The sequence below is a fragment of the Robinsoniella peoriensis genome, assembly GCF_000797495.1.
Taxonomy (GTDB): Bacteria; Bacillota; Clostridia; order Lachnospirales; family Lachnospiraceae; genus Robinsoniella; species Robinsoniella peoriensis.
In genome coordinates this window covers 1-19,239 of the sequence record NZ_JTGN01000028.1, presented here as the reverse complement: position 1 = coordinate 19,239, position 19,239 = coordinate 1, and the positions used below count along the sequence as shown (strand labels likewise).

At 40.7% G+C, this 19,239-nt stretch carries 18 protein-coding genes; 15 read left to right on the top strand and 3 right to left on the bottom strand.

Features of this window, described 5'->3' with window-relative positions; genetic code table 11:
* Nucleotides 1-416 precede the first annotated feature (416 nt).
* Nucleotides 417-539: a hypothetical protein gene (locus QR40_RS32785; protein WP_255348096.1), complete on the bottom strand. Its 123-nt coding sequence runs from the start codon at nt 537-539 to the stop codon at nt 417-419.
* Nucleotides 540-720: 181 nt separating this feature from the next.
* Between QR40_RS32785 and QR40_RS29195 the strand changes: the two genes are divergently transcribed.
* The 7 genes from QR40_RS29195 to QR40_RS29165 all read left to right on the top strand — a co-directional run bounded on the left by QR40_RS29195 (nt 721) and on the right by QR40_RS29165 (nt 7,502).
* A complete protein-coding gene (locus tag QR40_RS29195; protein WP_027294824.1) occupies nt 721-1,347 on the top strand; it encodes a DUF4867 family protein in 627 nt (208 codons plus the stop codon).
* An 81-nt stretch (nt 1,348-1,428) separates the two neighbouring features.
* Nucleotides 1,429-2,913 (top strand): L-fucose/L-arabinose isomerase family protein, encoded by a 1,485-nt coding sequence (locus QR40_RS29190; protein WP_044297901.1) that lies wholly within the window; start codon nt 1,429-1,431, stop codon nt 2,911-2,913.
* A 186-nt stretch (nt 2,914-3,099) separates the two neighbouring features.
* A complete protein-coding gene (gene xylB, locus QR40_RS29185) occupies nt 3,100-4,569 on the top strand; it encodes a xylulokinase (protein ID WP_044297900.1) in 1,470 nt (489 codons plus the stop codon).
* Nucleotides 4,570-4,671: 102 nt separating this feature from the next.
* Nucleotides 4,672-5,364, top strand: coding sequence for an HAD family hydrolase (locus QR40_RS29180; RefSeq protein WP_027294821.1), 693 nt, complete (start codon nt 4,672-4,674; stop codon nt 5,362-5,364).
* Between the two features lie 63 nt (nt 5,365-5,427).
* A complete protein-coding gene (locus tag QR40_RS29175) occupies nt 5,428-6,321 on the top strand; it encodes an HAD family hydrolase (protein WP_242849119.1) in 894 nt (297 codons plus the stop codon).
* Nucleotides 6,322-6,393: 72 nt separating this feature from the next.
* Nucleotides 6,394-7,200 carry an HAD family hydrolase gene (locus QR40_RS29170; RefSeq protein WP_044297899.1) on the top strand — a complete coding sequence of 269 codons (807 nt, stop codon included), beginning with the start codon at nt 6,394-6,396 and terminating at the stop codon, nt 7,198-7,200.
* Between the two features lie 38 nt (nt 7,201-7,238).
* The gene (locus tag QR40_RS29165) at nt 7,239-7,502 is read left to right on the top strand and encodes a glyoxalase (RefSeq protein WP_027294819.1); all 264 of its coding nucleotides are present in this window, start codon (nt 7,239-7,241) and stop codon (nt 7,500-7,502) included.
* A gap of 5 nt (nt 7,503-7,507) precedes the next feature.
* Here the strand turns inward: QR40_RS29165 and QR40_RS29160 are convergent, their stop codons facing one another.
* Nucleotides 7,508-8,224, bottom strand: a complete 717-nt coding sequence (locus QR40_RS29160) for a TraX family protein (RefSeq protein ID WP_044297898.1) — start codon at nt 8,222-8,224, stop codon at nt 7,508-7,510.
* 130 nt (nt 8,225-8,354) lie between these two features.
* On the opposite strand from QR40_RS29160, the gene QR40_RS29155 reads away from it, so the two are divergent.
* Nucleotides 8,355-9,329 carry an apurinic/apyrimidinic endonuclease family protein gene (locus QR40_RS29155; RefSeq protein WP_052431123.1) on the top strand — a complete coding sequence of 325 codons (975 nt, stop codon included), beginning with the start codon at nt 8,355-8,357 and terminating at the stop codon, nt 9,327-9,329.
* 157 nt (nt 9,330-9,486) lie between these two features.
* On the opposite strand, the gene tig is transcribed toward QR40_RS29155, so the two are convergent.
* The gene (tig, locus tag QR40_RS29150; protein ID WP_027294817.1) at nt 9,487-10,599 is read right to left on the bottom strand and encodes a trigger factor; all 1,113 of its coding nucleotides are present in this window, start codon (nt 10,597-10,599) and stop codon (nt 9,487-9,489) included.
* A 143-nt stretch (nt 10,600-10,742) separates the two neighbouring features.
* On the opposite strand from tig, the gene scfA reads away from it, so the two are divergent.
* The 7 genes from scfA to QR40_RS29115 all read left to right on the top strand — a co-directional run.
* Nucleotides 10,743-10,886, top strand: a complete 144-nt coding sequence (scfA, locus tag QR40_RS29145) for a six-cysteine ranthipeptide SCIFF (RefSeq protein ID WP_044289475.1) — start codon at nt 10,743-10,745, stop codon at nt 10,884-10,886.
* A 122-nt stretch (nt 10,887-11,008) separates the two neighbouring features.
* Nucleotides 11,009-12,370, top strand: coding sequence for a thioether cross-link-forming SCIFF peptide maturase (gene scfB / locus QR40_RS29140; protein WP_044297897.1), 1,362 nt, complete (start codon nt 11,009-11,011; stop codon nt 12,368-12,370).
* A 31-nt stretch (nt 12,371-12,401) separates the two neighbouring features.
* A complete protein-coding gene (gene secD, locus QR40_RS29135; RefSeq protein ID WP_027294815.1) occupies nt 12,402-14,549 on the top strand; it encodes a protein translocase subunit SecD in 2,148 nt (715 codons plus the stop codon).
* Between the two features lie 79 nt (nt 14,550-14,628).
* Nucleotides 14,629-16,389: a single-stranded-DNA-specific exonuclease RecJ gene (recJ, locus tag QR40_RS29130; protein ID WP_044297896.1), complete on the top strand. Its 1,761-nt coding sequence runs from the start codon at nt 14,629-14,631 to the stop codon at nt 16,387-16,389.
* A 15-nt stretch (nt 16,390-16,404) separates the two neighbouring features.
* Nucleotides 16,405-17,241, top strand: a complete 837-nt coding sequence (locus tag QR40_RS29125; RefSeq protein WP_044297895.1) for a deoxyribonuclease IV — start codon at nt 16,405-16,407, stop codon at nt 17,239-17,241.
* Nucleotides 17,242-17,319: 78 nt separating this feature from the next.
* Nucleotides 17,320-18,912, top strand: coding sequence for a hypothetical protein (locus QR40_RS29120; RefSeq protein ID WP_027294812.1), 1,593 nt, complete (start codon nt 17,320-17,322; stop codon nt 18,910-18,912).
* A 237-nt stretch (nt 18,913-19,149) separates the two neighbouring features.
* A partial coding sequence (locus QR40_RS29115; protein ID WP_044297894.1) for a transposase occupies nt 19,150-19,239 on the top strand: 90 nt, incomplete at its 3' end.

Sequence of the window (19,239 nt, the reverse complement as noted above, 5' to 3'; positions counted from 1 at the left end):
AAAAGGGTTTTTGGTCATGGTATTCCTCCTGTTCTTAGATAAGAATACCATAAGCCAAGAGAGGTGTCTAAGCCAAAAGAGGCCTCAGCAATCATCCAAGCCAGTTGTCCCAGAAACAGGGTATACCAGCAAGGCATGTCCACAATTGGGGTTCTGAAAGGTGAGGGGGTGTCCATTTATATGGAACTAATGGGAAGGGATGTCTAAAAAAATGGGAGCCCCGCTAAATGATGTGTCCACACTTATGGGTACATTATAGAATGCTATCTCGGAAAGATGGGTGTGGGAAACTGGCATGGGCGGAGGAAGCGTAGAGCAGAGCTGAGTATTTACTTACCTTTCCGGAGTGCTTTTTGGCGGATAGTATTCGACTGGCTCCCATCGGATACTAAGCGGGCAGTGAGCTGCGAAATGCATCAGGATTTCGGAGCGAATGCCCGCGTGCCGCCAAAAAGCGCTTCGGAAAGGTTAGAAAATACCAGTTCTGCGGCCAGCTGACGGAGCCCATGCCAGTTTCCTACACCCATCTTTCCGTACACTACCTATCATTTACAAAGCGTCCCCTTCTCAGCAAAACCCAAATTTAAGATGAAATTATTAGGCTGGAGAAAAAGTATATGGGATTTGTAAAAAACAGTTGACAAAATTACCAAACAAGAAGTATACTGTGGATATAAAGTTTAGTAAATGAACTAATTATTTCAGAAAGCATAAAGGAGGATGAATTCTGTGCTTGAAACTTACAAAGTAACCGATGAAAAGTTCAGAAAGTATGGCCGCATTGTAAAAGATATTGACTGCGGTGAATTAATTGAGAAGATGAAATCGACACCCCTTCCGGAAGATGTAATCTATGTTCCATCTGTTTCAGAACTGGAAGAGCTGCCGGTATATGAGAGGATGCAGACAATAGCATACGGCGAATTACCAATACAGATTGGTTACTGCAACGGACATAATCATTTATTAAATGCAGTAGAATATCACCGTTCATCAGAAGTAAATGTGGCAGTGACAGATTTAGTACTTATGCTGGGAATGCAGCAGGATATCGAAGCAGACTATACATATGATTCGTCAAAAATTGAAGCATTTTTTGTTCCGGCGGGAACCGTAATAGAAGTCTATGCAACAACTCTTCACTATGCACCCTGTAATACCCGGGAAGAGGGATTCCAGTGTGTGGTAATTCTCCCAAGAGATACAAACCTTCCTTTGGACCAGTGCCATGGAGGAGATCAGGAAGATAAACTTTTAACAGCTAAGAATAAATGGCTGGTTGCGCATCCGGATGCAAAAATCGATGGGGCATTTAACGGAATCAAAGGGGAAAACCTTTCTTTATAGGAAAACCAGGTCTTAAAACATAGTAAGAAAGAAAATATTAAAATAACCATAAATCATAGTATTTTATTCAGGAGGAAAAAAATGAACAACATGCCAAAAGTTAAAATCGGTATTGTAGCTGTAAGCAGGGACTGTTTCCCGGAATCTTTATCCGTATCCAGAAGAGAAGCTCTGGTAAAAGCGTATAAAGAAAAATATAATGCAGAAAACATTTATGAATGTCCAATCTGCATCGTTGAAAGTGAAATTCATATGGTGCAGGCATTAGAAGACGTAAAGAAAGCAGGCTGTAATGCACTGGTTGTATATCTGGGGAACTTCGGACCGGAAATTTCCGAAACATTGTTAGCAAAACATTTTGATGGACCATCCATGTTTGTTGCAGCAGCAGAAGAAAGCGGAGACAATCTGGTTCAGGGTCGCGGAGATGCTTATTGCGGTATGTTAAATGCCAGCTATAATTTAAAACTTCGTAATATTAAAGCATACATTCCGGAATATCCGGTTGGAAATGCAGAAGAATGCGCAGATATGATAGAAGAATTTGTTCCGATTGCAAGAGCAGTTGTGGGACTTTCTAAATTGAAAATCATAAGCTTTGGTCCTCGTCCTTTGAATTTCCTTGCTTGCAATGCACCAATTAAACAGCTCTATAACTTAGGGGTAGAGATTGAAGAAAATTCAGAACTGGATTTATTCGAAGCATTTAATAAGCATGCAGATGACCCACGTATCGCAGATGTAGTGAAAGATATGGAATCTGAGCTTGGAGAAGGTAATAAAAAACCGGAAATTCTTGCTAAACTTGCACAATATGAACTGACACTCTTAGACTGGGTAGAAGCGCATAAAGGTTATAGAGAATATGTAGCAATTGCAGGAAAATGCTGGCCTGCTTTCCAGACACAGTTTGGATTCGTTCCATGCTATGTGAACAGCCGACTTACCGGAATGGGAATCCCGGTATCCTGTGAAGTGGATATTTATGGAGCACTCAGTGAATTTATCGGAACCTGCGTAAGCGAAGATGTTGTTACTTTACTGGATATTAACAATACTGTTCCAAATGATATGTATGCTGATGATATCAAAGGCAAATTTGACTATACTCAGAAAGATACTTTCATGGGCTTCCATTGTGGTAACACCAGTTCTAAAAAATTATCTTTCTGTGCTATGAAATATCAGATGATTATGGCAAGAGCGCTTCCGGAAGAAGTAACACAGGGTACTTTGGAAGGAGATATTGTTCCTGGAGACATTACATTCTACAGACTGCAGAGTACGGCTGATTCCAAACTGCGTGCATACATTGCACATGGTGAAGTTCTCCCGGTAGCAACACGTTCCTTCGGTGCGATTGGTATCTTCGCAATACCGGAAATGGGAAGATTTTATCGTCATGTATTAGTAGAAGGAAATTATCCTCATCATGGAGCAGTTGCGTTTGGACATTACGGAAAAGCACTTTATGAAGTATTCAAGTTCATCGGTGTAGATGTAGAAGAAATCGGATTTAACCAGCCAAAAGGAATGTTATATAAGACCGAAAATCCATTTGCATAACAACGGCAGTATAATTTAAGAAAATAGGAAGCTCGCAGTGCGGGCTTTCTGTTATTGAAATCAAAATGATACGGCTGATGTGAAAGCATTGCTTTGTAATTTGGCTGAATATTGTGGCAGTCAGCAATGCACAGGTGATGTTACATGGGCAGGGATATTTTTTAAAGGAAGAGAGGAAACGGACAGATGTTATATATAGGAGTAGATTTAGGTACGTCTGCAGTAAAGCTTTTGTTAATGGAAGCAGATGGTACCATTAAAAATGTAGTTTCAAAAGAGTATCCGCTTTATTTTCCGAATCCCGGATGGTCTGAACAGAAACCGGAAGATTGGTGGAGTGCAGTAGTAGCGGGAATACAGGAACTGATAGCAGATTGTAATAAGGCGGAGGTTGCCGGAATCAGCTTTGGCGGACAGATGCATGGATTGGTGATACTGGATGATAAGGATGAGGTAATCCGCCCGGCTATTCTCTGGAATGACGGCAGAACCGGAAAAGAAACCGACTATTTAAATGAAGTTATCGGAAAGGATAAATTATCCGAATATACGGCGAATATTGCATTTGCCGGTTTCACGGCACCAAAAATTCTCTGGGTTAAAAATAATGAGCCGGAAAATTTTGCAAGAATAAAAAAGATTATGCTGCCAAAGGATTATCTGGCATATAAATTATCCGGAGCGTTCTGTACCGATGTATCCGATGCTTCCGGTATGCTGATTTTTGATGTGAAGAATAAATGCTGGTCCAAAGAAATGCTGGATATCTGCGGCATTACAGAAGAACAGGTTGCAAAGATCTATGAAAGTTATGAGATAGTCGGTACCTTAAAACCGGAGGTCGCAAAAGAGCTGGGTCTTCCGGAAACTGTGAAGGTTGTTGCAGGTGCAGGAGATAATGCGGCAGCAGCTGTGGGAACCGGTACCGTGGGAGATGGGATGTGTAATATTTCTCTTGGTACCTCCGGAACAATTTTTATTTCCAGTAAAGATTTTGGCGTAGATGAGCACAATGCACTTCATGCTTTTGCCCATGCAGACGGACATTACCACCTGATGGGATGCATGTTAAGTGCCGCATCCTGCAATAAATGGTGGATGGATGAAATTATCTGTACCAAAGATTATGCAAAAGAGCAAAGTGAAATCACAAAATTGGGACAGAATAATGTGTTTTTCCTGCCATACCTGATGGGAGAGCGTTCCCCTCACAACAATCCAGATGCAAGAGGAACCTTTATCGGCATGACCATGGATACCACTAGGGCAGATATGACCCAGGCTGTATTGGAAGGGGTTGCATTTGCAATCCGGGATTCATTCGAAGTAGCGAAATCCTTAGGGATTCATATCGAAAGAACGAAGATCTGCGGGGGCGGTGCCAAGAGTCCCCTTTGGAAGAAGATTGTTGCAAATGTATTAAACATTAAAGTGGATGTCATTGCCAGCGAAGAAGGCCCGGGACTTGGCGGAGCAATGCTGGCGGCAGTTGCCTGCGGCGAATACAAAAATGTGGAAGAAGCGGCAGCCGGTATTGTGCGTGTAGTGGATACAATTGACCCCACACCTGAAATTGCTGCAAAATACGAAGAAAAGTATAAAAAGTTTGTGAAGATTTATCCAACAGTAAAAGATTTGTTTCAGGAGATCATCTAGTACAGTAAGTTCCCCGGGTCATTGACTCGGGGAATTTTTCGTGATATTCTAGTATTTTGAAGAAATAACAATATTCACCATAGCAAAGAAAGAGGAGATATTATGATTAAAGTATGTATCTTTGACCTAGATGGGACACTGGCTGATACAGTAGAATCATTGGCCTATTGTGGAAACCGCGCGCTTGAAGCCATGGGACTATCCGCTTTTCCGACTGACCGGTTCCGGTATTTTGCGGGAGATGGATCAGCAGAGCTGGTACGAAGGTGCCTGAGGGAAAATGGTGACTTGCAATGCGAAGGTTTTGATGAGCTTAGCCGTTTGTACGGTACTTATTTTGCAAAGGATTGTATGTATCATGTGAAGCCGTTTCCGGGAATTGTAGAATTGTTGGAGTGGTTAAAAGGCCATAATATTAAAATCAGCGTTTTTTCGAATAAGCCTCATGAACAGGCGATAGATGTAGTAGAATCACTATTTGGCAAAGGCTATTTTGATTACATACAGGGACAGCAGGAAGGAATTCCAAGAAAGCCGGCCCCGGATGGAGCGATCAAGATTGCAGAATATTTTCAGGTTTCGTGTGATGAATGCCTGTATATAGGGGATACGAATACCGATATGCAGACAGGAAATGCGGCAGGAATGGATACGGTGGGTGTTTTGTGGGGATTCCGTGACAGAGTAGAGTTAGAAGAAAATCACGCCAAAAGAATTGTAAACAGTCCTTCGGAAATCTCAGTAATTCTGGAACAGGAAAATCTCAGGTCTGCTTGCGATGTACGGAGGAGATAAGGTTGAAAGAAAATTACGATGCAGAAAGGACGCCACGATGTGATTCTTTCAACCTGTTTGATTGTGGCAGTATTGCAGGCAAGCCTGCAATATGCAGTGGGAATAAATATGATTAAGTTAATTGCAAGCGATTTAGACGGAACTTTATTGCAGAATGGCGCGCAGGAGTTAAATCCCGGAACTGTCCAGCTGATTCATGAACTGACAAAGCAGGGGCGCATTTTTGTAGCGGCCAGCGGAAGACAGTATCCAAATCTGAAAAGGCTGTTTGCTCCGGTCAGTGATGAGATTGCTTTTATTTGTGAGAATGGCTCCCTTGTGGTATACCAGGATAAGATATTAGCGAAGCATATCATTCCAAGAACTACCGGTCAGGAGATTCTGAATGCGATGATGGAGCGGGAAGGATGTGAAGCTCTGCTGTCAGGTGTAAATACCTGTTACATACAGCCAAAGGATGAGGCATATATGATACACATCCGTGATGTGGTTAAAAATACAGTAACGGTAGTAGATGACATTCTGAAAGTAGAAGAACCTTATCTGAAAATTTCAGTTTATGAAAAAAACGGGATTAATAATTCTGAGGATTATTGGAATGAACGGTTTGGAAAGGAAGTTACGGTTGTGACCTCCGGCAATCTTTGGCTGGATACCGTTCCAAAAGGTATCAATAAAGGAACAGCGATGCAGGATCTGTTCCGTGAACTTCAGGTTACACCACAGGAGACAATGGCATTTGGGGATCATTATAATGATGTGGAAATGCTTCAAAATGTTTCCTATAGTTTTGCTATGGACAATGCCCAGCCGGGGATTCTGGACATCTGCAATTTTCATACAGATCAGGTAGAAAAAACCCTTGAAGAAGTATTGGATGGAAAATATGATAATAAATTACATGCAAATAGAACGGATATGAGCCATAGAAAATGCAGCACGGGAGGAAAAGTTTGAAAGAATAGCGTTTTCAAACTACTTATTAAGGCAGTATCGCAGGCAGGTCTGCGATATGCAGGAGGTAAAACTATGATTAAATTAGTTGCATCAGATATTGATGGTACATTGCTGGTAGAAGGAAGCGATAAAATAAATGAAGAAATTTTCGATGTGATCCTGAAATTAAAAGACCAGGGCACTCTTTTTGCGGCTGCAAGCGGAAGGCAGTATGCAAGTATCCGCAGATTGTTTGCACCAATCGAAAATGAGATGATATTTGTTTCTGAAAACGGCTCAAATGTGGTCTGCAGAGGCTATGAAGTGTCATCTACCGTACTAAACCGTAAGGATGCAGAAGAGCTGATCCGATTTATCCGCAGGCAGCCGGGATGTTATTTGACCGCATCTACCAGGGGGCCAATGTATATCGAAGATAATGACGCGGATTTTTGGAAATTGCTGACGGATGGATACCACAATGATATGCGTCTTGTCCCGGATGTACTGAAAGAAGATATTGAGATTATCAAAATTTCAATCTATAAAAGTACCGGTGTTCAGGATATTTCGGAGGAAGTGATTGCACAGTGGAAAGACAGGTTCCATGTGACGATTGCAGGAGAACCATGGATTGACTTTATGGATTTTGATGCAGATAAGGGAAAAGCACTGCAGACTATCCAGCAGACTCTTCGTATTTCAAGAGAAGAAACCATGGTATTTGGTGACAATAATAATGATCTGGGTATGATTGCCAGCGCAGAAGAGAGCTATGCTGTTGCCAATGCACAGCCAAAAGTATTGGAAGCGGCAAAACACATTGCTGATGAAAACGTAAATGACGGTGTTTTAAAAGTTATGAAAACATTGTTGGAATCTAAGGATGTTTCATTTTAAAGTAAACATACCGAAACACACTAAGAGGAGGAATATGAATGTATAAATATGATGATATGTGCCTGAATGCATTTTTAGAAAACCAGTTACAATTATTTGATGAGAAAGTTGCAGAAACACCTGAAGAAGCAGATGAGTTTCTGGATGATGTAATGGCGGTGGTAGTTGATACACTGGAAGATGTCAGAGATTATTTTGAAGAAGCCGGAATGGACACTTCGGATATGTCCGGGGATGAACTAAAAGAGGCTTCTGAAGTATTCCATCTTCCAGATGGACGTTATCTGATCGTTGAAGGATAGAACGTCTAATTCGTAAAGAAAATCATGTTAACAGCGGCAAGAATCAATATGTGCACCGGATAAAACCAGTAGAAGAAATATTTCATGGAACGTCCCCGCTCCCCGTTATAAAACCAAATGGGAATAAAGGATAAGGCGGCTGCAGGTTCCCACAAAACGGAAATTGCTCCGCTGCACACCTGGTTTCTTCTGTTAAAGCGGAAGAAATACAGGACTTCCAATAGGAAAATGCCCATATAGCTATAGTCTACGTTTAGCAGGTAACCGGACAGCATTCCGATGATAAAAATGATCAGCTGAAATAAGATTTTTCCTTCAAAGCGGGAAGCGGCTATCATGACAAGCAGGCCAATAAATAAAGTAAAGAAAATATTCTGCTGACTGAAGTCAAAGAATGTTCCCCCTATTGCCAGATCAAAAGGAACTTCTGAAATGAATGCAAAAAGAAGCAGCCTAAGAGCGTATTTCCGTACATTTTTGGTATGAAGGAAACCTTCTACTAACAGAAAACAGAAGATTGGGAATGCCAGACGGCCGATCTGACGCATCACTATATAGAGGATTTTCAGATTCTGAAAAAGGACAGGATTGTTCTGAACATAATCCTGATATAATAATCCTTCCCCAAGAGTAAATGCTCCAATGTGGTCTATGAGCATGGTGATAATAGCGATCATTTTTAATGTGTATCCTGTAATAGAAAATTGTTTGTTCAGCTTCATAATGTCATCCTTTGCTATTCATTGTTTTAAGAATTATAGCTTATTTTGTCATGGCTTGCAAGGGCATGGCTGAAAAATCATTGCACCGGTATTCAAAAGGTGAAGAAACATAATAAAGAGGTGGAAAAGAATGAAACGGATGATAAATCTGACAGATAGCCCGGATGACCTAAAGCGTTTTCACGGAGATCAGGACTTACTGGCATTTTGCCATAAATTTGAATGTGACGGATATGAGTATATGAATATTGGGTTAAATGATACCTGTAAGATCCCGGCTGAACAGGTGATAGGAGTCCATTTGATTTCTTTTAATGCCTGGATGGATTTATGGATGGAGAATGAAGAGGCTTTGATTCGGGAGTATGACAATATGGATACAGTAGAAGAAGTATTCGGCGGCAGAACCAGGGAGGCATTGCTTCAGAAAATTCAGAAAAATCTGGATTTTGCACAAAGTGTAAATGCAGAATATGTTGTATTTCATGTCAGCGAGGTTAAGATACAGGAGTCGTTAACGTATCAGTTTGATTACACAGATGAAGAAGTTATCCAGGCTGTATGTCAAATGGTGAATACCCTTTTGGATGATAAGAATTATACGTTTTATTTTTTGATGGAAAATTTGTGGTGGCCTGGATTTACATTTACGAACCCCAGGATGACACAGATGCTTATGGACGGCATCCACTACGGGAAAAAAGGGATTATGCTGGATACGGGACACCTGCTCCATACAAACCCGGATATAAAAGACCTGGGGGAAGGAGTTGCTTATATTCAAAAGCAGCTGGATGAGCATGGGGAATTATGCAGCTGGATCAAAGGTATTCATTTGAATCAGTCGCTGACCGGTGAGGTTGTAAAAGAGATGCAAAAAGCAGAGATTGCCTGGAAGGACCGTTATTATGAACGCTGGTCTCAGATCTTTACTTATATTTTTCAGATAGATCTGCATCTGCCTTTCACAGATCCTCAGGTACCCGGGCTGGTGAAACGGATCAGCCCGCTGTTTCTGACTTACGAGTTCATCAGCAGAAGCCGTGAAGAGCATGAAATGCTGCTGGCTGGCCAGAGCGCAGTTTTCCAGCAGTCAGGGGAATAAACGATAGTAGTTTTATAAAATTAATCTGAGTATTTGTTTCATGTAGTTTGTAAGAAGAAAAGAAAGGAGTGGGCAGGCCCGAAAAGTACGGGAACTGTCCACTCCTTTTTTAATGATTTACTTTTGATATTTGGGAGCATCCGGAGCTATACCTAAGTTAAGCTGCAGTCTCTGTCTCGCTTTCAAGGGCCTCGGTATCGTCCATTGGCGGTTCAGTTTCATCACCGAATTCATCGCCTTCGCCGTCTTCACTATATTTTTCGTCTTCCGTAACCTCTGTAACCTGAGCATTGTCAACCAGGAACTGGCATACTTTATCTTTAAGCAGTTCACTCATAACACTGTCTTTGTCGTTATTTTTTTCAAATTCTTCTACAGAAGTTACTTCATAATATTCAAGATTATCATTTACATAAGATTTGTATTCTTCATCAGTAACACTTATTTTTTCTTTTTCCGCAATTGCTTCGATAGCAAGCTGTTCATTTACGGTACTGATTACAGTCTGTTTGATATCTTCTTCACTTCCGGCCAGGTCTTCTATGGTAACACCAAATAATTCTGCGTAATAGGCATTACTTTCATCTACCTGCTTTTTACATTTTTCATATAAATCATCCGGATAACCGTTAAAAGTTGAATTTGCTATAACTGTATTAATGGCATCATCTTTTAAGGTATATTCCGAATCTTCTTCCTTACTTGCAAGAAGTTCGTTTTTCAGATTCTCTTCGTAATCTGCGGTGGTCTTAAAATCAGAAATACTGCTTACGAATTCATCGTTATAGGTTGCAGGAATGATTTCTTTAATTGCCTTTACCGTTACAGAGAAGACAGCTTCTTTGCCATTTAAATTATCATCGCCGTAATCTTCCGGGAAGGTAACCGTAACATCCTTTTTCTCATCTTTTTTTACCCCGACTAACTGTTCTTCAAAACCTTCGATAAATTCACCGCTTCCCAGTTCCAGGTCATAATCTGTGGCAGTACCTCCATCAAAAGCGGTACCGTTAACTTTTCCTTCAAAGTCCATGGTAACCGTATCCCCTTCTTTGGCAGCCCTGTCGGTGATCTCAGTTGAAGTTGCATTGTCTTCCAGAGCAGTGTCAATCTCGCCTTGTACTTCATCGTCTGTGACTTCGGGTACTACTTTTTCAAGTTTAAGACCCTTATAATCTCCCAGGGTGACGTATTTTTTTTGGCAGCCGCTTAAGGCTAAAGTTGCTGTCATGCACAAAGTGAGTGCAAAAACAATGAATTTCTTCTTCATAAATGATAAATCCTTTCTTTGGTATGTAGTTTATTTGACTACTATAACACACAAATGTGAAAAAAGTGTATAAAAAAACACTTTTAAAATAAAAAAATATATGTTATAATAGCACAAGTTCATGAAATAAGGAGGCTAAGACCATGAAACATATTAAAACATTAAATACACAGGTACTTCAGAATACGATGAAAAAAGGTGGCTGTGGAGAATGTCAGACTTCCTGCCAGTCAGCATGTAAGACATCCTGTACGGTTGGAAATCAGAGCTGCGAAAATAATAAATAAGAAAACAATATAAGCAGCGATCATGCGTCGCTGCTTATTATACGAAATGAATACTGCTCTTAAACCCGTCAGGTATTTGCCGGGTATTTTTTTCATGGAGTGGATTTGAAAGGGGATATACAGTGGTCCATCAATATAAAAATAATGGCTTTAACATCATTCTGGATGTGAACAGCGGAGCCATCCATGTAGTGGATGACATCGTTTATGACGTGGTTCCTTTTATAGAAGAAGGACTGAAGCATGAGGAAATCGCAGACCGGTTAAAGGATACATATGGCAGTACAGAGATTATGGAAGCGATTGCTGAGTGTGAGGAATTAAAAGAAGCAGGTGTACTTTTTACCGAAGATATTTATGAAGAAGCAATTATCGATTTTAAGAAAAGGCAGACAGTTGTAAAAGCACTTTGCCTGCATATCGCACATGACTGCAATCTTGCCTGTAAATACTGCTTTGCAGAAGAAGGGGAATACCACGGAAGACGGGCTCTTATGAGTTTTGAAGTTGGAAAGAAAGCTTTGGATTTTCTAATTGCCAACTCAGGTTCCAGAAAAAATCTGGAAGTGGATTTCTTTGGCGGAGAACCGCTTATGAACTGGCAGGTAGTAAAAGATCTGGTCAAATACGGAAGAGAGCAGGAGAAGATCCATGGCAAGAACTTCCGGTTTACATTGACAACCAATGGTGTTCTTCTTAATGAGGAGATCATGGAATTTGCCAATAAAGAAATGGCAAATGTGGTACTTAGCATTGATGGACGACAGGAAGTCAATGATCTTATGAGACCTTTCCGTAATGGAAAAGGCAGTTATGATTTAATCGTCCCCAAATTTCAGAAATTTGCAGACAGCAGAAATCAGGAAAAATATTATGTGAGAGGAACCTTTACCAGAAACAACCTGGACTTTGCCAAAGATGTACTGCACCTGGCTGATCTTGGCTTTGAGCAGATATCGGTGGAACCGGTAGTATCCCTTCCGGAAGAAGAGTATGCAATCCGTGAAGAAGATATTGCATCTGTCTGTGCAGAATATGATAAGCTGGCAGCAGAAATGGTAAAACGTGAAAAAGAGGGTAAAGGATTTAACTTCTTCCATTTTATGATAGATTTAACAGGGGGTCCCTGCGTGTACAAAAGGTTGTCAGGGTGTGGTTCCGGTACGGAATATCTGGCAGTCACTCCATGGGGGGATCTGTATCCATGCCATCAGTTTGTAGGGGAAGAAGAATTTCTGATGGGAAATGTGGATGAAGGTGTAACAAAGACGGATATGCGCGATGAGTTCAAATGCTGCAACGTCTATGCAAAGGATAAGTGCAGGAAATGCTTTGCCAGATTTTACTGCAGCGGTGGATGTGCAGCAAATTCATTTAAATTCCACGGGCAGATTAATGATGCCTATGACATTGGATGTGAATTGCAGCGCAAGCGTGTTGAATGTGCAATTATGATTAAAGCGGCACAGGCGTCTTTGGATTAGAGATTACAAAAGAGAGAGAAGGAGAAGCATCATGAACAAGCAAAAAGCGATTATTGTAGTTGTTGCCATGACGATTTTATTGGGGCTTTTGGCATTTACTACAGCAGTGGGATTTGGTCCTACAGGAACTGGTTCTGCCAGAAATATTAAGACCGGTCTGGATTTATCCGGCGGTGTAAGTATTACATATCAGGCAGTGGGAGATGAGACTCCGTCTGAAGAAGATATGAAAGATACCATCTACAAATTACAGCAGCGTGTATCTCAGTACAGCACGGAAGCGCAGGTTTATCAGGAAGGCAGTGACCGTATCAACATTGAAATCCCTGGTGTAACAGATGCGAACAAGATTCTGGAAGAACTCGGCAAGCCAGGTTCTCTGCAGTTTGAATTAACAGATGGTTCTGTTGTGTTAAATGGTACGGATGTTGACAGTGCGGAAGCAAGAGTTCAAAACGATGAAATGGGAAATAAGGAATATGTTGTTGAACTGCTTCTGACAAAAGAAGGAACCACCAAATTTGCAGATGCTACTGCAGCAAATGTTGGAAAACAGATTAAGATTGTCTATGATGGCAATGTAATCAGCGCACCAAAAGTAAATGAGGCAATTACCGGCGGAAAAGCATATATCTCCGGTATGGCTGATCAGGAAGAAGCAGAAACACTGGCGTCCTCTATTCGTATTGGTTCCCTTTCACTGGAACTGGAAGAACTTCGTTCTAACGTGGTAGGAGCACAGCTTGGTGAAGAAGCAATTTCAAGCAGTTTAATTGCAGGAGCCATCGGTCTTGCAGTCGTAATTATATTCATGATCGTGGTATATCTGCTTCCGGGTATTGTTGCCGGTATTTCACTGTTGATTTACACAGGACTTATGCTTTTATGCCTGAATGCATTTGATTTAACACTAACCTTACCGGGTATTGCAGGTATTATACTTTCCATTGGTATGGCGGTGGATGCCAACGTTATTATCTATGCCAGAATCCGTGAAGAAGTTGCAGCAGGAAAAAGCGTTAAGTCTGCAATTAAGTCAGGTTTCCAGAAAGCATTCTCAGCAATTATTGATGGTAATATCACAACCCTGATTGCAGCAGCAGTACTTGGGTTAATGGGTACCGGCAGTGTACAGGGATTTGCACAGACACTGGCACTTGGTATTGTGTTATCCATGTTTACGGCACTTGTAATTTCAAGACTGATCATCAATGCCTTCTTTACGCTGGGCTTAAAGGGTGAAAAGTTATATGGAAAACAGAAAGCAAGGAAAACAATCAATTTCCTGAGCAAAAAAAATATTTTCTTTATTATATCAATTGTTCTGATTGTGGTTGGACCGGCATCTATGATATTTAACAGTACGCAGGGAAATAAATCATTGAATTACAGCCTTGAATTCATGGGTGGTACTTCAACAAATGTAACGTTTAATGAAGATCTGAGTATATCAGATATTGATTCTAAGGTTAAACCTGTGGTACAGGGTGTAACGAAGGATGCAAATATTCAGACACAAAAAGTAAGCGGAACAAATCAGGTAATAATCAAAACAAGAGAACTGAATCTGGATGAGAGACAGGAATTAAGCGATGCATTGAAGAAAGATTTTGATGTAGACACCACACTGATTACTGCAGAAAGTATTTCTTCCACTGTAAGTTCAGAGATGAGAACCGATGCTATAGTAGCGGTTGTGGTAGCTACAATCTGTATGCTGATCTATATCTGGTTCCGGTTTAAAGATCTTCGTTTTGCCACAAGTGCGGTTGTTGCACTGCTTCATGACGTATTAGTAGTACTGGCATTCTATGCACTGGCAAGAGTATCGGTAGGTAATACATTTATTGCATGTATGCTGACAATTGTTGGTTATTCTATTAATGCGACTATTGTTATATTCGATAGAATCCGTGAAAATATGGCAGCAATGAAGAATAAGGACAATATTGCAGAGGTTGTAAATGTGAGTATTACGCAGACACTCACAAGAAGTATCTACACATCCCTTACCACTTTTATTATGATCGCAGTGCTGTTTGTCATGGGTGTATCTTCGATCCGTGAATTTGCATTGCCGCTGATGGTTGGTATTGTATGTGGAGCTTATTCTTCTGTATGCATTACCGGTGCACTCTGGTATGTATTCAAAACAAAGATTAAGACTAAGAAAAAATAATAATAAATGAAAGTACCTCTGGTATGCGAGTACCGGGGGTATCTTTCATTTTCAGGTTATATACAAAGGAGAATTGATTTTGGAAAAATGGTTTGTAACGGCAAAAAGAGCAGATTTCAAGGAAATTTCCAGCAGATTTGGAATTAATCAGGTGACCGCCAGGATAATTCGCAACCGGGATATTGTAGGGGATGAAGCGATTAAGGAATACTTGAATGGCGGATTGGCGGATCTTCATGATCCTAAACTTTTACGTGGTGCCCGGGAAGCTGTCGCTCTTTTGAACAATAAGATCAATGAAGGCAAAAAAATCCGTATTATTGGAGATTATGATATTGACGGGGTCAATGCGACCTATATCCTATATAAGGGCCTTCTGCGGTGCAATGCCAATGTAGATTACGAGATCCCTGACAGAATGAAAGATGGGTACGGAATCAATGAACAGCTGATACAGTATGCATATGAGGAAGGTGTGGATACCATTGTAACCTGTGACAATGGCATAGCCGCAATAGACCAGATTGCATATGCGAAAAAACTGGGAATGACAGTTATTATTACGGATCATCATGAGCTGTTATTTAAAGAGGAAGAAGGAGAAAAGATATGTATCCGACCAAATGCAGATGTGATTATTAATCCCAAGCAGCCGGAATGTAATTATCCTTTTCCCAATCTCTGTGGTGCGGCAGTGGCATTCAAACTGATATCCTGCATGTTCGAAGATCATAAGATACCCAAAGAAGAAGCAGAAGCGTTTATTGAATTTGCAGCAATTGCTACCGTTGGTGATGTTATGGACCTGATCGGAGAAAATCGTATTATCGTCAAAGAGGGGCTCAGGCGCCTGACTAATACGCAAAATAATGGTTTGAAATCCCTGATAAAAGTAAATGGTCTGGAAGAGTCTGATATATGCGCTTATCACATTGGTTTTGTCCTTGGGCCATGCATTAACGCCAGCGGGCGTCTGGATACGGCTAAACGTGCCCTTGCGCTGCTTCTTGCTGAATCAGAGGGAGATGCGCTTAGGATGGCGGAAGAACTGAAAAGTCTGAATGATGAACGTAAGGCTATGACGCTGAAAGGATTTGAACAGGCAGTTGAACTGGTGGAGACTACAGAATTAAAAGAGGATAAGGTGCTGGTTGTCTATCTTCCGGACTGCCATGAAAGTCTGGCTGGTATTATTGCGGGGCGTATCCGTGAACGTTTTCATAAGCCGGTTTTTGTACTGACGGATGCAGAAGATGGAGTGAAAGGTTCCGGGCGATCTATTGAAGCCTATAATATGTTTGAAGAAATGGTGAAATGCCAGGAATTATTTACAAAATTTGGCGGACATCCAATGGCGGCAGGATTGTCTATAAAAAAAGAAGATGTGGAAAAGTTAAGAATTCGTTTAAATGAACTTACAACATTGACTGAGGATGATTTTATTCCAAGAGTTTCCATTGACGTTGCCATGCCAATCGATTATATTTCAGAAGAACTGATAGAAGAGCTGGAGGTATTGGAGCCATTTGGAAAAGCTAATCCCAAGCCTGTATTTGCAGAAAAGAATCTGAATGTGTTAAGTGCCAGAATTCTTGGGCAGAATAAAAATGTAATCAAAATGCAGGTTTTAAATTCCCAGGGAATGGTAATGGATGCCATGTATTTTGGAGATGTGGAAAAATTTAATACTTATATTACGGAAAAATTCGGTACTGCAGAAGTAGAGAAAATGTACCAGAACCGGGAAAATACAATCAGTATTTCGGCAACGTACTACCCACAGGTAAATGTGTTTCGAAATGTGAGGAATATGCAGATCGTTATACAGAATTTTATTTAAAAAGGAGGATACAAAATGTTAAATATAGGAAGTCATATTTCTTCTTCAAAGGGATATTATGCGATGGGGAAGCAGGCAGTGAAGCTGGGAGCCAACACCTTTGCATTTTTTACGCGTAATCCAAGAGGAGGAAAAGCGAAAGAAATAGATGAAGCAGATGTTGCTAAATATCTGGAACTTGCTCAAGAACAGGATTTTGCAAAAATAGTCGCACATGCACCCTATACTTTAAACGGCTGTTCTGCAGATGAGGGACTTCGCAAATTTGCCAAAGATACAATGGCAGACGATCTGCGCCGTATGGAGTATACGCCCGGAAATTACTATAATTTCCATCCGGGAAGCCATGTAAAGCAGGGAGTGGAGATTGGAATAGATTATATTGCACAGATGCTAAATGAAATCTTAAAACCGGAACAGAATACAATTGTTTTGCTGGAGACGATGGCTGGCAAAGGAAGTGAAGTTGGACGCACTTTTGAAGAATTAAAAGAAATTATTGATAAAGTGGAATTATCGGATAAACTGGGGGTATGCCTGGATACCTGCCATGTCTGGGATGCAGGATATGATATTGTAAATGACCTGGATGGGGTGATCGCACACTTTGACAGCGTAATCGGACTGGACCGTCTTCGTGCCATACATCTGAATGACAGCCAGAATCCATTTGAGAGCCACAAAGACAGACATGCCAAAATAGGCGAAGGAAGTATTGGTATCGAGGCATTCGGCCGGATTATCAATCATCCGGCGCTCTGTGGTCTGCCCTTTGTACTGGAAACTCCTAATGATGATGAAGGATGGGCGAAAGAAATTGCCATGCTCCGGGAAATGTTTATACAAAATTAATTTGTATTTCAAAGCAGTATAACGTATAATTGTTGATTATACGATAATATTTATCACATAGTTGGAGAGGAGATTTATATGAAAAAGTTTGGTTGGAAAGTCCTGGCGGTCATTGCAGCTCTTTTGATCGCGGGAATCTATTACTACGTAACTTTGCCTGCTATTAATATTCATGCATCCGGATTCTGGACATTTTTAATGGCAGCTGTAGTCATCGTAGTTATTATTTACGGCTTACCGAGAATTAGGACGGTAGAGGATGCCAAAGACAGCAAAGGTCTGAAATTTGGTATCGGCATACTGGCATTGGTAGTTATCGTTTATATAGGAGGAAGTATTCTTTCTTCCCCGATTATCAATGCAAATAAGTACCAGAAGCTGATCACTGTGCAGACAAGAGATTTTAATGAGGATATCAAAGAGGCGGATTATTCTAAAATACCTCTTTTAGACAGAGATTCTGCAACACTTTTAGGAAATCGTAAAATGGGCAGTATGGTAGACATGGTTTCCCAGTTTGAAGTTAGTGATCTGTACACACAGATTAATTATCAGGATACTCCGGTTAGAGTAACACCCCTTGTATATGCCAATCTGATTAAGTGGTTTACCAACCAGTCAGAAGGAATACCGGCATATATCAAAATTGATATGGCAACTCAGGACACAGAACTTGTAAAACTGGATAAGCCGATCAAATATTCACAATCAGAGCATTTAAACCGGAACATTGACAGACATCTCAGGTTCCGCTATCCGACTTATATTTTCGATACACTTAGTTTTGAAATCGATGATAATGGTACCCCATACTGGGTATGCCCGGTAAAAAAATACAATATCGGGTTATTTGGCGGTGTCACTATCGGAAGAGTGGTACTTTGCAATGCCATAACAGGAGAAACACAGGATTTTGCAGTAGAAGATTGTCCGCAGTGGGTTGATCATGTGTATTCTGCTGATCTTTTGGTTCAGCTCTATGATTACTATGGAACCTTAAAGAATGGTTATTTTAACAGCGTTCTGGGACAGAAAGGCTGTCTGCGCACCACAACAGGATACAACTATCTGGCATTAGAAGATGATGTATGGGTTTATACCGGTATTACTTCTGTCAGTGGTGATCAGTCCAATGTAGGATTCGTGCTGATGAACCAGCGAACGATGGAAACCAGATTTTACGAGATCAACGGAGCCGAGGAATACTCAGCCATGGGTTCTGCAGAGGGCCAGGTACAGCATCTTGGGTACAAATCAACCTTCCCGCTCCTTTTGAATATAGCGGGAGAGCCGACCTATTTTATGGCATTGAAGGACAGTGCAGGACTTGTCAAAATGTACGCTATGGTTAATATTCAAAAATACCAGAACGTTGCTATCGGAGATACAGCGGCTGAGTGTGAAAAATCATATCGAAGCCTTCTAAAGCAGAATGGAATAGCCGTGGAGGAAACAAGATCAGTAAATGAAGCCAAAGGCAAGATTCAGAAAATAGCCCAGGGCGTTGTTGATGGAAATTCCCATTACTATATTATGTTAGAGGGGAATAAGGAGATCTTTGATGTCTCAGTTGTAGATTATCTGGATATTATTAAATATAATGAGGGTGATCAGATTACACTGGAATATACGCCGGGAGATAAGGCGAATACGGTATTGAGTATTAAATAATAAGAAAAAATCGGTATTAGATTTATTGATAATCTAGTACCGATTTTTATTGTTAGGGCATGGCCCTGTTCTCCATTGAGGAGTTTTTCGTTGATCCGAAAAACGGAACTTTGGAGAACAAATAAACCACCTGCTCTGCGGGTGGTTGGAATAGCTTTAGCGTTGTGTAAAAAACCTCCAATGATATAATAAAAATAGGTTCGCCAACCGTTTTATAAATCAAAGGAGGTAGTCCAAATGGACAATAATAGTTTAGCACACACAAAGTGGAATTGTAAGTACCATATAGTTTTTGCACCGAAATATAGAAGAAAAATTATATATGGC